This is a genomic window from uncultured Streptococcus sp. (assembly GCF_963516515.1).
Lineage (GTDB): Bacteria > Bacillota > Bacilli > Lactobacillales > Streptococcaceae > Streptococcus.
In genome coordinates, this window is record NZ_CAUQCJ010000002.1 from 80,357 (window position 1) to 97,004 (window position 16,648).

Sequence of the window (16,648 nt, forward strand, 5' to 3'; positions counted from 1 at the left end):
TAAGAAAAAATGGGAAAACATTTTTTTGAGAAACGGTGTCATTATAGTATTCGTAAATTTACGATTGGTGCAGCTTCTGTTATGATTGGTGCTAGTATCTTTGGTGCTGGCATGGTTCAAGCAGCTGAAACAGAAGGACCTGCTGAGACAGAAGGAACGATAACACAGGCTCAGCCTCTGGATAAGCTACCAGCAGATATAGCAGCAGCTATTGAAAAAGCAGAAACTGCTATTACGACGAGGGATACTGAAATTCAACCAAGTGAGACAGAAAGTCAGCCTGAAAATACTGGAGAAACAGTTACAAAACCAACTGAAACTCCTGCTCCTAAGGAAGAAGTAACTCCGAAACCAGCAGTTACACCTAAAGAAGAGGTGGCTCCAGCTGTAAAACCGTCAGAAACTCCAGTGGCAAAAGATTTGGTTGCAACTCCTGATGTCAATCATTTAGAAAATGCGACTGTTACAGCTTCAAACCAAGAAGCTCAGACACAAAATACTGTAGACAAAGCAATCGATGGCAAACCAGAAACTCACTGGGCAACTGACCGGGATGTTGTGAATCCAACAATCGAATTTAAATTTGAAAAGCCAACCTTGATTAAACATGTTGAGATTGATTGGGATCGCCGTGCTCGTGGTGAACGAAATGATCCAAACATCAAATCTTGGAATCTCTATTATGCAGGTCAAGAAAATGTGAATGGTTCGGGAGTTAAAGAATGGAAATTAGCCTATCAAAGAACAGGAACTCCACTTCTTGATGAAAAAGTTGACTTGAAAGAAGCTATTCAAGCCAAGTACCTCAAACTTGAAATTACAGATTACCAAGCTGGTACTATGAACTGGAAAAATGTTGGTATCCAAGAAATCCGTGCCTACTCAAATATTCCAGATACCAGCAAACCAACAGACATTCGTCAGGTGACAGAACTAGCAGTTGCTAAAGATGGAAAATCACTTGTATTGCCTAAATTGCCTGGTCAAGTTAGTTTGATTGGAAGTAACAAGCAAGGAGTTGTCGACCTTAATAATAAAATCTATACACCTTTGACAGAACAACATGTCAAAGTGATGGTTCAACAAGTCAATGGAAATCATACCTTCAAAAAAGAGTTTGAAGTAGTGATTAAAGGTTTGCATGCAGATGAAGGCGTTGGAACCAAACCAGCAGTTGCACCAGCAGTTCAACAATGGTATGGAACTGAAGGAAAAACGTCAATAACATCAGATACAGTGATTTCAGTTGGCGATTCTGGATTTGGTCAAGAAGCTAAATTCTATCAGACTGACCTTGAAAGTCGTGGCTTAGAAATTGCAACAGGTAATCAGACATCTCAAAAACGAATTGAATTTAAAAAGGTTGAAGACAAAGGCTATGGCAAGGAAGGCTATGGTATTAGCATTAAAGACGGAGTCATCACAGTAGAAGCTGCGACAAATGCAGGTGCCTTTTACGCAACTCGTACCCTTCTACAAATGGGCGAAAATAATTTGCAAAATGGAGAAATCCGTGACTTCCCAAGCTTCAGTCATCGTGGCTTTATGCTAGATACAGGTCGTAAGTTTATCCCTTATGATACGATTGTAGACATCATGCTAAACATGGCCTACTACAAGATGAATGACTTGCAGTTGCACCTAAATGATAACTATATCTTCTTAAAAGAGCACTTGGCAGGTAAGAACTTAAGTTCAGAAGAAGAACTGAAGTATGTTTTAGAGCATGCTAAAACAGGTTTCCGTGTCGAGACAGATATTGTTGGTAAGGATGGCCAAAAATTAACATCTGACGAGCATTATACTAAAGAAGAGATGCAAAATCTGATTAAACTTGCTAAGGCCTTGCATATCAATCTAGTACCTGAAATTGATACACCAGGTCATGCTCTGTCATTTGTCAAAGTTCGTCCTGACCTCATGTATCAAGGTAGTCTGAGCGATTACAGAGGTAAACATAACGTAGAGCGCGTAGCCATGCTCGATCTAGATAATAAATACGATGAAACGCTGGCTTTTGTCAAATCAGTTTATGACAAACTCCTAGATGGACCAGATGCACCGCTTCATGGCGTATCTACCGTTCATATTGGTACGGACGAATATTATGGTAGTAGAGAAAGCTATCGTCGTTATGTCAATGACCTTATTAAATACATTAAAGGAAAAGGATATACACCTCGTATTTGGGGATCGCTCAGTGCGAAACGAGGTAAAACAGCGGTTGATTGGAAAGATGTAGAAGTTGATATCTGGAGTATTGGCTGGCAGCAACCAAAAGAAGCTATTGCTCAGGGAGCTAAGATTATTAATATTACAGATATCCCAACATATAGTGTCCCAAGTGGTAGCAATAGCCAAACTGCTTATGGTGATTATGCTAACTATGAAACTCAGTACAACCGTTGGACACCAAATGACTTCTCAACAGGTGGAGGACCACGTCTAGAAGCCTCTAATCCTAATATCATTGGTGGTGGTCATGCAGTTTGGAATGATAACATTGACCTTCATGAAACTGGACTTACTTCTTACGATATCTTTAAACGCTTCTTCAAGAGTATGCAATCCACTGCAGAACGCACTTGGGGTTCAGATCGTGCAGCTAAGACCTACGCAGACCGTATTCAACCAGCAAGTGTCTATGCACCACAATCTAATCCAGAGAAGACCGTAACTGAAGAAGATTTGTTTAAGATCAATCCTGATACTGTCAAAGATTACCTTGCTAAGAAAGTGAAGACAAGTGAAAAAGGATTGAATTTCGATAAAGACAGTACGATCGAAGGTCTAGTTGGTGACGCAGGACCAAGTCATGTCTTGAAATTGGATGTTACTGTAACTGGTGATGGCGAACAAACCTTCTCAACAAGTGGCAATAATCAACTTTATCTTGCAGATAAAGATGGCTACCTTGCCTATACTTTTGAACAATTCCATATTCAATTCAACAAGAAACTTGAAAAGAACAAACGTTATCAAATTTCTGTTGTAACGAAGCCACAATCGACAGAAGTTTATGTAGATGGTGAAAAGGTTGAACGTATTGCAAATCCAGCCAATCCTCGCTTGGCTTATAATAGCTTAGTCTTACCACTTGAAACGATCGGTGGTTTCAAAGGAATCTTGCATAGTGCTGAGTTGTCAAATGAACCATTTGTAAATCCACGTTTGATTCCAAATGATCATTTTACAGTTTCTGCAACTAGTCAAGAATTACCAGGTACCAATGCAGAAGGTCCAGTAGAAAAAGCATTTGACAATGATCCAAACACCTTCTGGCATTCAAAATGGTCTGGACCTCAAGCGCCATTCACAGTTGCTATGAACTTGAAAGCAAGTGAAAAAGTCAATGGTTTGACTTATCTTCCACGTCCAGGTGGTGGTAATGGTGTCGTGACATCTTATGAAATCTATGCTCAAAAAGATGGTCAAATGGTTAAAGTTGCTTCAGGAACTTGGGAAAACAATGCCAAAGAGAAAACAGTGAACTTTGATGCAGTTGAAACGGATAAGGTAGAATTAAAAGTTCTAGCAGGTGTTGCAGGATTTGGTAGTGCCGCAGAAATTCAACTTCTGAAACCAGTTTCTACTAACAATGCAGAAGAGCCAGCTACTCCAAAAACACCTAAAGTTGAAGAAATGGGTGATGGTACAACTGAACTTGCTGATAACTTTGTAGCTAGCAAGCCAACAAGTGATGAAACAGTTGCTGCAGCAGCGAAAAGTCAAGATTACCTTAAGAAAGAGTACAAGGTCTTTCCAACGCCACAAAAAGTAACTTACGATGAAGGTGTTACAAAACTCCATAAACAAGTCAATCTTGTCATGGGAGAACAATTAGATATCTATACTCGTAACCGCTTGAAGAGTGTTTTGCAAGAACATCAAATCTCATACACAAGCAGTCAATCAGCAGTGGCAGGTGCTACCAACATCTACCTTGGTGTTCATGGTCAACATTCACAGGCTGAAAAAGAAGTGTCTGGAATTTCTCAAGGACTCTTTGATAAGATTGATGCCTATGCCTTGTCAATCAAGAACAATACAATCTCTATCGTCGGTAAAGATACAGATGCTGTCTTCTACGGTTTGACAACTCTCAAACACATGCTTAATGAAAGTCAAGTTCCAGTATTGCGTAATGTAACAATTGAAGACTACGCTGAAATTAAGAACCGTGGCTTTATCGAAGGTTACTATGGAAATCCTTGGAGTAATGCTGATCGTGCAGAGTTGATGCGTTATGGTGGTGACTTGAAGTTAACCCAATACTTCTTTGCACCAAAAGACGATCCATATCACAACAAGAAATGGCGTGAACTTTATCCAGAAGAAAAACTAGCTGAAATCCGTGAATTGGCGCGTGTCGGAAACCAAAACAAGACTCGTTATGTGTGGACCATCCATCCATTCATGAATAACCGTATCCGTTTTGGCAACGATGCTGACTACCAAAAAGACCTTGAAACTATTAAAGCTAAATTCACTCAATTGATGGATGTCGGTGTTCGTGAGTTCGGTATTTTGGCCGATGATGCCCCAAGTCCAGTTGGTGGCTACAATAGCTACAACCGCTTGATGAAGGACATGACAGACTGGTTGACTGAAAAACAAGCAACTTATGGTGGCCTTCGTAAGGAAATGATTTTTGTCCCAGGTCAATATTGGGGTAATGGCCGTGAAGATGAGTTGAAAGCACTCAATGAAAATCTTCCAACTTCAACCTCTATGACCCTTACTGGTGGTAAGATCTGGGGTGAAGTATCCGAAAGCTTCCTCTCTAACCTTAAGAACAACCTGACTGCAGGTGGTAAGACCTATCGTCCAGTTTCTCTATGGGTCAATTGGCCTGTTACAGATAACTCTAAACAACACTTAATCTTAGGTGGTGGTGAGAAATTCCTTCATCCAAATGTTGATCCTAGTCTTCTTTCAGGTATCATGTTGAACCCGATGCAACAATCTGAGCCATCGAAGATTGCCCTCTTCTCAGCAGCCCAATATGCATGGAAACAATGGAAGTCAGAAGAAGAAGCCAAGAAAGTCAACGATATCGCCTTTAACTTTGTTGAAAATGGTAAGTTTACTGATAGTGAAGCATCTATTGCCTTCCGTGAACTTGGTAAACATATGATCAACCAAAACATGGATGGTCGTGTTGTGAAATTGGAAGAGTCTGTTGAACTTGCTCCGAAATTGGCAACATTTATGTCTAAGTTGAAAGCAGGTCAAGATGTCAGCGCAGAGCGTGAAGGATTGCGTGCGGAATTTGCTAAACTAAAAGCTGCAGCTCAACTTTATAAAGCATCTGGTGATGAAAAGATGCGTGCTCAAATCCATTATTGGTTGGACAATACCATCGACCAAATGGATGCCTTGAGTGCTCTCCTTGATGGTACAGAAGCTATTGCTACAAATGACTCTGCAAAACTTTGGGATAGCTACTATAAAGGATTGAAACTATATGAACAGTCTCAAACTCATACTTTCCATTATGTAGACCATGACGAAAAAGCTGAGTTAGGTGTTCAACATATCCGTCCATTCTTGCTTGGACTGCGTGAAATCTTGGCAACAGAAGTTCAAAAAGCCTTGCATCCTGACCAAGTGATTAGTACCTTTATCACGAACCGTACAGGTGTAGAAGGCGGACTTGCTGAGGTGACTGATGGAGATTTGGGAACTCATGCATTAATCAAATCGCCAAACAGTATCAAGACTGGTGATTACATTGGCTTGAAATTTAACAAAGCTGTTCCACTCCAAAACTTGACCTTTGCAATGGGAACTCAAGCAAATCCTCGTGATACCTTTAACAGTGCTAAGGTTGAGTACCTCAATGAAAATGATGAGTGGGTAACACTTTCAGAACCAAGCTACACTGGAAATGAATCTCTTATTAAATATGAAAAACTCAATATTCGTGCCAAGGCTGTTCGAATGATTGCGACTTCAGATCGTGATAATACTTGGTTTGCTGTAAGAGAAATTGCTGTTAACCGCCCTGTGGAAGTTACTCGTGCTAAACAGGCAGCTACTGTGACGATTAGTCCAAATCTTATGTACAAGTACAATACGACAGTTGGTCAGATTACAGACGGTCGTGACAATACTGAAGCCATGCTTGCGAATGCTGATCGAACTGATACAACTCCAGTAAATAGTTGGGTACAACTAGACTTAGGCGAAGTCAAACCTGTGACTAAGGTTCGTCTCCATCAAGGTTCAGGAGATAAATTAGCAGAAGGTGTTCTTGAATATTCTGCAGATGGTAACTCATGGCAAGAATTGGATCGCTTGACTGGTGAACAAACCAAAGAAATCGAAACTCCAATTTCAGCTCGCTATGTCCGTATTCGCAACACTAAGAATACCAACCTATGGTGGCGTATAGCTGACTTTTCGGTTGAAACACGTGCAGGCAATAGCAAATTGACTGATACAAACGTTGAAAACTTGAAGTCAACTCCAGTTGATGACAGCCTAGGCCGTTATAATATGCAAATTCCGAGCGGAACAAAACTTCCAGCTAAGAGTTATTTGGGTATGAAACTTGATCGTCTTCACCAAGCTGAACTCATTCAAGCGGTTGGTACAGAAAATCCATCCCTCAATTTGGAATATTCTCCAAATGCCCAAGAATGGTATCCGGCTGATCAAGTGACAGATAAGTCCTTAGTACGTTATGTTCGTTTGGTCAACAAGACTGACCAAGAACAAGCAGTGACAGCAACCTCTCTACTTGTTCATACAAAAGAAGTTCAACCAACTACACTTGATTCGACATCAATGGGAATCCATCCAACATATGGTCGCAATGACGTTCGTAAGATTAAGAACTTGGATCAATTGTTTGATGGAGTTTACAATAACTTTGTAGAATTCTCAGACTATGCTCGTAAAGACGGTCATATCACTTTGAAACTTGGTAGCGAACGTGACATTAAGAAAATTAGAGCTTATATTCAAGATGGAACTCAAAATTATCTGCGTGATGGTAAGATTCAAGTCAGTCAAGATGGCAAGACTTGGACAGATCTTGTGACAGTTGGTGACGGTGTTACTAATGAGACACGTGATGATTCCTTGACAGATGGTTGGACACATGATTCTAAGATGCCAGGAAACCGCTACATCGAGGGTGAACTTGCAAGTCCAGTTAAAGCCAATTATCTCCGTGTTCTATTTACAGCTAACTATGATGCTCGTTTTGTAGGCTTCACTGAGTTGGTTATCAATGATGGCGAATTCGTGAAACCAATTAATGACCCAACTGTTCAAGGAAACAGTGGTGAAAGCCAAGGTAATCTCTACACCAACCTTGTAGATGGTAAGGTATTGACTAGCTATAAGGCTGAGAAAGAACAAGGTGAGCTGGTCTACCACTTGTCAGAACCGACAGATGTGAACCATATCCGACTTGTTTCAAGTCTTCCGCAAGGAGTGAAGGCTCGAGTATTGGCTCGAACTCTTAAATCAGATAGAAGAGATTCTTGGTCAGAAATAGGTGAGATTACCTCAAGCTTCCAAACATTTGCTGTCCGAGATAAATCTCCATTATTGGATGTGAAACTTGTTTGGGAAGGAGGTAAACCAGAGTTCTACGAAATGACGACATTCCACCAAGAACTTCCAGAAGAACCAGCCAAACCAGCTCCAAATACAAGTAAGGGCGATGAACCAGCTTCAGTAGTAGAAGTCCCAGAATATACTGGTGGCGTAAATGGTGTTGAAGCAGCTGTTCATGAAGTTCCAGAATACACTCAAGCTATTGGCACAGCAGGTGATGGCGTAACTCCAGTAGTAGAAGCACTAGAATTTAAAGGTGGTGTTAATGCAGTTGAGGCAGCTACCCATGAAGTTCCCGAGTATACTGAAGCTATTGAAAAAGCAGACAAGCTTCCAGCACCAGTAGTAGAAGTCCCAGACTTCAAGGGTGGCGTAAATGGCACTGAAGCAGCTGTCCATGAAGTATCAGAATATGAAGGAACAGCAAGTCATCAAGCCACTCCAACAGAGGAAAACTTGAAAGATTCTGTTGATAAAGTCGATGGAGATAAGATGAGCAGTGGCAATAGTGATGTTGAAACTACTGTTGAAAAGTCCGATGAATTTGCAAGTGCATCAGTGAAAACAGATCAAGTCCAAAAACAAGAACAACCACAATCATCGCTTGCTAAAGTTAAAGATCAACTTCCAGCAACAGGTGGAGAAGAATCAGCTACTTTAGCCTTATTAGGTGGTCTTGGACTAGTTCTCTCTGCCGTGTTTGTCAAAAAAGGGAAAAAGGATTAATACTCTTCGAAAATCTTTTCAAACCGCGTCAATGTCGCCTTGCCGTAGATATGTATTTCTGACTTTGTCAGTCTTATCTACAACCTCAAAACAGTGTTTTGAGCAACCTGCGGCTAGTTTCCTAGTTTGCTCTTTGATTTTTATTGAGTATAAGAATTCGAAAAAGAGTTATTCAATGATCCCGGATAAACCTTAATGTCACAATAAAACCACACAGTGATTTCAGTATTGAGCATCATCAAGCTGAAAGCAACACTGTGTGGTTTTTGAATAGTTGATAGTTTCGGACTAGATTCTTTACCAATTGTTAAGCTTCTCGTTATAGGATACTTACTCCCTCTTTTTTGTTATATTAAACTCATAAAAAGATTGCAAATTTTTGTTCATTTTGATATATTCAATATATACAAAAAAACAAACTTGATGCTTAGTTGTGTATTCAGAAGGAGGTTATTTTTTAAAAAGTAAACGCTTACTTAGTGTCGAGAAAAAGAAATGAGGATTTTAATGAACAAAAGACTTTTCGATAAACGTTGTCATTATAGCATTCGTAAATTTGCTATAGGTGTGGCATCTGTGATGATTGGAGCTAGTATATTTGGCTTGTCAGCTGTACAAGCTGAGGAGTTGTCTTCATCCAATACTCAGACAGAAGAAACAATGGTTCATCAACCCCAACCTTTAGATAAGCTTCCTGATGATGTGGCAGCTGCTATCGCAAAGGCTGATGAGAATGGTGGACGTGAGTTTGTAAAGCCAAAATCTGAAGCAACAGAAGAAAATGGGATTAAGGATACGGATTCTGCTAAACCTGTTAATGAAGGCAACCATGAATTGGCTGGTCCTAAAGTTGAAACTCCGAATAAAGTAGGAGAAGGAAACGAAGCTGAGGAGAAGCAAAAGTCTGAAGAGACAAATCTAAAGACTGCGGAAGAAAATCCGAAATCTACAGCAACAGTTGAGACAGATGTAAAAGAGGATGCTAAAAAGACTTTAGAAAAGGATCAGGTAAAACCGACTACAGATATCAAATCTTCTTCTGAAAAAACGCAAGCGCTTTCTAAAGAGTTAAGTAAAGCGGATGTTGAAAAAGAGAAGCAGCTATTATCAGATCGAAAACAAGATTTCAATAAAGATTGGTATTTTAAACTAAACGCCCAAGGAGATTTTTCAAAAAAAGATGTGGATGTTCATGATTGGTCTAAATTGAATCTTCCACACGATTGGAGTATTTATTTTGACTTCGATCACAAGTCTCCTGCTCGCAATGAAGGTGGTCAGTTAAATGGTGGAGCAGCTTGGTATCGTAAGACTTTTACACTGAATGAAGTAGACAAGAACAAGGATGTTCGTATCAATTTTGATGGTGTTTACATGGATTCTAAGGTTTATGTAAACGGTAAATTTGTAGGACATTATCCAAGTGGTTACAATCATTTTTCTTATGATATTACAGAATTTTTGAACAAGGATGGCAGTGAAAATTCCATTACCGTTCAAGTGATCAATAAGCAACCAAGTAGTCGTTGGTATTCTGGAAGTGGGATTTATCGTGATGTAACCCTTAGTTATCGTGATAAAGTCCATGTTGCGGAAAATGGGAACCACATTACAACACCAAAATTAGCTGAACAAAAAAATAGCAATGTTGAAACACAAGTTCAAAGTAAGATTAAAAATACAGATAAAAAGGCTGCGAATGTCTTTGTGGAGCAACAGATTTTCACTAAGGAGGGTAAAGCTGTTTCAGAACTAGTTCGTTCTGCAACTAAGAGTTTGGCAGAAAATGAAACAGCACAATTTAATCAGAATATCTTGGTTAATCAGCCAACTCTTTGGACAACGAAAAGTTACCATCCTCAACTTTATGTTCTAAAAACAAAAGTCTATAAAGAAGGCCAGTTAGTTGATGTAACAGAAGATACATTTGGTTACCGTTATTTCAATTGGACTGCTAAGGAAGGTTTCTCTCTGAATGGTGAACGCATGAAATTCCACGGGGTAAGTATTCACCATGATAATGGAGCCTTGGGTGCAGAAGAAAACTATAAGGCTACCTACAGAAAATTAAAACTTCTGAAAGATATGGGAGTCAACTCCATTCGTACAACTCACAACCCGGCGAGCCCTCAGTTGCTAGATGCTGCGGCGAGTCTAGGACTTTTGGTTCAAGAGGAGGCTTTTGACACTTGGTATGGTGGCAAGAAGACTTACGACTATGGACGGTTCTTTGATCAAGATGCAACTCATCCTGAAGCTAAGAAGGGTGAGAAGTGGTCTGATTTTGATCTTAGAACAATGGTAGAACGTGATAAGAACAATCCGTCTATTGTGATGTGGTCTCTTGGAAATGAGGTAGAGGAGGCAAATGGTAGTCCTCGTTCTATTGAAACTGCTAAACGTTTGAAGGCTGTTATCAAAGCGATTGATACTGAGCGTTACGTAACCATGGGTGAAAATAAATTTAGTCGTGCATCTACAGGTGATTTCTTGAAAGTTGCAGAAATTATGGATGCTGTGGGTATGAACTATGGAGAACGCAATTATGATGCTGTTCGTAGAGCTCATCCAGATTGGCTCATTTATGGTTCTGAAACGTCTTCAGCGACAAGAACGCGTGATTCTTATTACAATCCTGCTCGAATTCTTGGACATGATAACAGTCCAAATCGTCATTATGAACAATCTGATTATGGTAATGACCGTGTTGGATGGGGAAGAACAGCTACTGAATCATGGACTTTTGACCGTGATCATGCTGGATATGCTGGACAATTTATCTGGACAGGAATTGACTATATCGGTGAACCAACGCCATGGCATAACCAGGATAGTACACCTGTAAAAAGTTCCTATTTTGGTATTATTGATACAGCTGGTTTGCCCAAGAATGATTTCTACCTTTACCGTAGTGAGTGGTATAGTGATAAAGAAAAACCAACTGTCCGAATTTTACCGCATTGGAACTGGACTGAAGAGACCCTTAAGGATCGCAAGATGCTGGTCGATGGAAAGGTTCCAGTTCGTACCTTCTCAAATGCAGCAAATGTTGAATTATTCTTAAACGGTCAGTCGCTTGGTAAAAAGGAATTTACTAAGAAAAGGACAGAAGATGGACGCCCTTATCATGAAGGAGCTAAACCAAGTGAATTGTATCTTGAGTGGCTTGTTAAGTACCAACCAGGTACACTGACTGCGATTGCTCGAGATGAAAATGGGAATGAAATTGCGCGTGATAGTGTGACAAGTGCAGGGGAACCAGCAAGAGTTCGTCTAACTAAAGAAGAGCATGTTATTACTGCAGATGGTAAAGATTTATCTTACATCCATTACGAAATTGTTGATAGCGACGGGAATGTTGTACCAACAGCGAATAATCTTGTTCATTTTAATCTGCATGGTCAGGGACAAATCGTTGGTGTGGATAATGGAGAACAAGCTAGTCGTGAACGCTACAAAGCTCAAGCAGATGGAACATGGCAAAGACGTGCTTTCAATGGTAAAGGGGTTGTCATTGTAAAATCAACAGAAAAAGAAGGTAAATTTACTCTTTATGCAGATTCTGCTGGCTTGACATCTGATAGCGCAACAGTCGCAACTGTGTCTGGTAAGAAAGAAAACCGTCACTTTGTAGCCTTTGCTCCTGTAAAAGCAACAACTGACGTGACTACAAATCCTGACGTGACTACAAATCCTGAATTGCCTCAAACAGTAACAGCTATTTATAGCGATGGCAGTGTTGAGGAAAAAACTGTCACTTGGGAAGTGCCATCTGACTTACTTACAAGTGCAGGTGAAAAGAAAGTATCTGGACGAGTGGAAGGTTTGGAAACTCAAGCTGAGGCACTTGTAAAAGTGGTTGCCTTAGATAAATGGTTGCCAAAAGTTGCTACAGTACCGGTTGGTACAAATGCGGCTGATTTGGATAAAACGGTCACAGCTGTTCTGACAGATGGTAGCTTAATTGATACAGAGGTTGTTTCATGGACCTTGAAAGATCCTGCTGCTTTGACCAAGGAAGGGGGACGTACGGAGGCTACTGGTAAATTAGTAGATGATGGTCATGAAGTTACGGCAACCTTTATCGCAAGCAATAAGGAAACAACAAGTAGCATTACAGGACTTACTGTTGGGGATAAAGCTCTTGAGAACTTCGAGTCTGGCAAGACTTATTATCGTGTATCTCTTCCTTACACTGGAACAATTCCAAGTGTTGGAGCACAGACTACAGGCTATCAGGTAACAGTTCAGCAAGCTTCTGCTGATAATGGATATCAGGCTTCTGTCTTCTTGAGTGACCAAAAGGGGGATTTAGTTCAAACTTACTTGATTCAATTCGTGAAGGAAGCACCTGCCTTGACCCGCTTGGAAGTAAACGTTGAAGGAAAAGAGAAGGCAGCAGAAGACCAAGTTCTCCCTTATCATGTAATTGGGCATTATGAGGACGGTTCACAGACGGAATTTTCAGCGTCAGATGTCCACTTAGAAGCCAAGTCAGCTGATGGTGGTCATCTTGAGGTAAATGGACAGAACTTGTTGCTCTATACTAAGGGTCGTGTTACTCTAACTCCTCGTATTGACAATCAAACAGAAAAAACGCAATCTGTCGCAACTGAATTGGTGATTAAAGAAAATAAAGTAGAGAAGAAAATTGTTAAACTTCATCCAGTTTCTATCTCTACCGATATCAATCAGCAACCTAATTTACCTAGTCAAGTTGGAGCAGAATTTGATAAGGGTTTGCCTCGTAAGGTAGCTGTAACTTGGGACAAAGTAGCTGAAAAAGAATTGGGGCACTATCATAGCTTTACCATTAAAGGACATGTAGAAGGTACAGATATTGAGGCTCAAGCAACGGTGACGGTTGAAGGCTTGCAAGTTGCAGAGGAAATCAGCCTTACAGTACCTAAGGGTGAGTCGGTTCAATTGCCAGCTAATGTTCGTGCTTACCATTCTAATGGAACAACTATCTACAAAGATGTGGTTTGGGATCAGGTTCCAGCCAACTTTAGTCAAACTGAAGGAGTCTATGAAATCAATGGTCGTTTAGTTGATAGTAATCTTACCACTAAAGCTCATGTTCGAGTGTCTAGTCAAGTTGTTGCTGGAAATAATATCTCTAAACAATGGACAGGCTCCCAATTGCCAGCTGCCATTGTATCGAATACAGGAGGAGATGATTCAGCTAATGCCTTGAACGACCTGACTGTGTCAAGAACGACAACAGGCGCTAAAAATAGATGGACTACTTGGAGAACAAATACTGATAATGACTGGGCTTCTATCTTGTTTGGTAATTCAGGAGACTTGACGAAACGTTTTGTCAACAATTTGTCGGTTGATTTTTATAGCGATAGAACAATTGGTCTTCCAAAAGAATACGTTATCGAATACTATGTAGGTCAGGAAGTTCCAGATCTTCCAAATGATGTCAATAATGCTCAACGAGATAGCAATCATCCATTTAATAATCCTGACAATTGGAAAGTAGTTGAAAACTTACATGCTCCAAGTCAGCTATCTGCAACTCAAACAAATCACTTTACATTTGATAAGGTAGAAACCTATGCTGTTCGTATACGCATGAAGAAAGCAGATGGAACAGCTGGTGTTGGTTTGACAGAGCTAACTGTCCTTGGAAACAAGGTCTTAAGCTCTACAAGTTCAGAGATTTCTATCAAGGTAGATGGTAAGGATCTTGAACACTTTAATCCATCTAAGACTGATTACTATATTCCTCAATCTAGCAAAGAAATCACTGTAACAGCTAGCAATAATGGTTTGGTAACAGTTGTGCCTGCAACAAGTCCAAAAGGCGCAACGCGTTTCATCTTGAAAGCAGAAGATGGTACGGTATTGAAAGAATATCGAATCTTCCGTAATGATGAGAGAGAAACTAGTCAACCTCTTGCTGCAGAAAATGGTGCTAAAATCTTGAATGTTGGTGATCAACTTCAATTGCCTGCTGAAGTGACAGTCTATTATCCTTCACAAGCTGGCTGGGTTAAGGCTAACCTTGCAGTTCAATGGGATGCCATTCCTGAACATGCGACAGAACAGGAGGGAAGTTTTGAAGTAACTGGTCATGTAATAGGTACAGATTTAAGCACCAAAATGCAAGTAACAGTTGTAGCTAAAGGTAACCAAGTTCTGTCAGAAAATCCAAGCAACAATGAAACGGATTCTAAAGCCTTTGCTTCGACAACGAATGATGTACAAGTAAATTCACATGATAGAATTTTCTACATCAATGATGGAAAATACAATGAGGACGGACGTTGGACAAACTGGTCTCGTACTCCGAAAAATCAAGAAACTTCTGTCGGACTACTCTTTAAGAAGGGCGGCAAAATGGCCTCCCAATCTATTGGAAAAGTAGCCATTCAATTCTTTAAAGATAGTGGAACAGATGCCCCAGAGAAAATGGTTCTAGAAAGATATATTGGTCCTGCCTTTACAGAACCAAGTAGGATTTCTCGTTATGAAGAAAATGCCGACCATCCATTCAACAAGGCAGAAAATTGGGCACCAATTCCTTACAAAGCTTCTGGAGAAATCGTGGCTGGTAAGTCGATTGAATTTACATTTGATCCGATTCAGACAACAGCTATTCGAGCACGTTTGACTCGTAAATCTACAACTAATGGTCTAGCAGTAGTAGAGTTTAGTGCTTACTCTCCTGCTAAAGTAAGAGATGAAGAAACTCCTTCAGTGACTATTTCAGTTGCTGGAAAAGCATTGGAAAACTTTGATCCAAATGTGACAGATTATACTCTAACAACAATGGGTTCAAAACCAAAAGTCACTGCAACAACTAGTGGACATGGAGTAGTTACAGTTGTGGATCCTGGAAATACCAATCTTCCAACACTCGTTCGTCTTGTTTCTAAAGATGGAAATCTTATGAAAGAGTATCGTTTACACTTTAAGTCAGCCTTCCAAACAACACCAACAGAAGGCGTTAAGAACTTAGTAGCAGAAACTCTAAGCTTGGAAATTGAAAAGACTCCGCTTCCATTTAAAGAAGTTATTCGTGAAAATCCTGAACTTGCTCAAGGCCAACGTCGTGTTGTTTCTGAAGGACAAGATGGAGAAAAAGTTGACTATATTCAAGTTGTGGGAACTACTAGAAGTCTTGTTCATACTGAACAAAGAAAGGCTCAAGACCGCATTATCGAGGTAGGAGTGAAAGCATCTATTTCAAATAGCAAGGGCGAGGAGCCTGCGCTAGTCAATGAAGTCCCTGAATTCAAGGGAGGTACTAACTTTGTTGAAGGAGCAGTTAACGACATTTCAGAATACAAAGGGAAACAATCAACTGTAGGTAATCAGGTAGCACCAATCGCTGAGAAGCCTGACTTTAAAGACGGGGTAAATACAGGAGTGCCTCAAGATAGTAAACTTCCAGAGGATAAAGGTGTTCCAGTAACAGTAGGAAATCAGGAAGTACCAGTTCGTGAGAAAACAGAGAATCCAGTACAGAACATAGCTAATAACCAGACTGCAGAAAGAAAGGCTTCAGCAGTCAAAGGAGATCAAAATAGCTTGCCAGAAACTGGTGAGAGAGAATCTGGTATAGCAATCTTCTTAGCAGGTGTTAGCTTGGCCTTGTCAGCAGCACTATTGGCTACAAAACGTAAAGAAGATTAGGCTTTATCTCTAAAGCATTCTGATTTTTATAAATTGATCGAGGATTAAAAATTGAATCGATGAATGAGCAGAGCTACTATGATATAGAACCTCAATTTGAGGAGAAATATAATAGATCTTTGCATGATAAAACGCATCGTATTAAGGTTTTCAACACCTGATATTATGCGTTTTTTCTGAGGTTTAAGACTTTTCCCCAGTCTCTTTTCAGATGAATTCCTTGGTAGCGGCAAAAAAATATGCTACACCATTAATATGAAAATTTTAATCCCAACAGCAAAAGAAATGAACACAGATTTGCCAAGGATTGAGGCAACTCCTTTAAGACCAGAAAGTCAGGCCGTTCTGGATGCCTTAGCTCTCTATTCTGCTAGTCAATTGGAGAGTTTTTATAAGGTATCAGTCGATAAGGCGGCGGAAGAATTTCAACATATCCAAGCTTTGAAAAGGCAAACTGCCCAACACTATCCAGCCTTGAAACTTTTTGATGGGCTTATGTACCGTCATATCAAGAGAGACAAATTGACCGAGGTAGAGCAAGCCTATCTCGAAAATCATGTCTTTATTACTTCGGCTTTGTACGGAGTTGTTCCAGCCTTGTCACCTATGCCACCTCACCGTTTGGACTTTTTGATGAAATTAAAGGTCGCTGGTAAGACTTTGAAGAGTCATTGGAAGGTAGCCTATGATGAGGCTATGA

At 40.1% G+C, this 16,648-nt stretch carries 3 protein-coding genes; all 3 read left to right on the forward strand.

Annotated elements, in window-relative coordinates; translation table 11 throughout:
• The first annotated feature begins 9 nt into the window (after positions 1–9).
• Positions 10–8,298 carry an SIALI-17 repeat-containing surface protein gene (locus RYL77_RS01005; protein ID WP_315009184.1) on the forward strand — a complete coding sequence of 2,763 codons (8,289 nt, stop codon included), beginning with the start codon at positions 10–12 and terminating at the stop codon, positions 8,296–8,298.
• A gap of 507 nt (positions 8,299–8,805) precedes the next feature.
• The gene (locus tag RYL77_RS01010; protein ID WP_315009186.1) at positions 8,806–15,948 is read left to right on the forward strand and encodes an SIALI-17 repeat-containing surface protein; all 7,143 of its coding nucleotides are present in this window, start codon (positions 8,806–8,808) and stop codon (positions 15,946–15,948) included.
• 255 nt (positions 15,949–16,203) lie between these two features.
• Positions 16,204–16,648, forward strand: a 445-nt coding sequence (yaaA, locus tag RYL77_RS01015) for a peroxide stress protein YaaA (RefSeq protein ID WP_315009188.1), incomplete at its 3' end; no start/stop codon positions are given.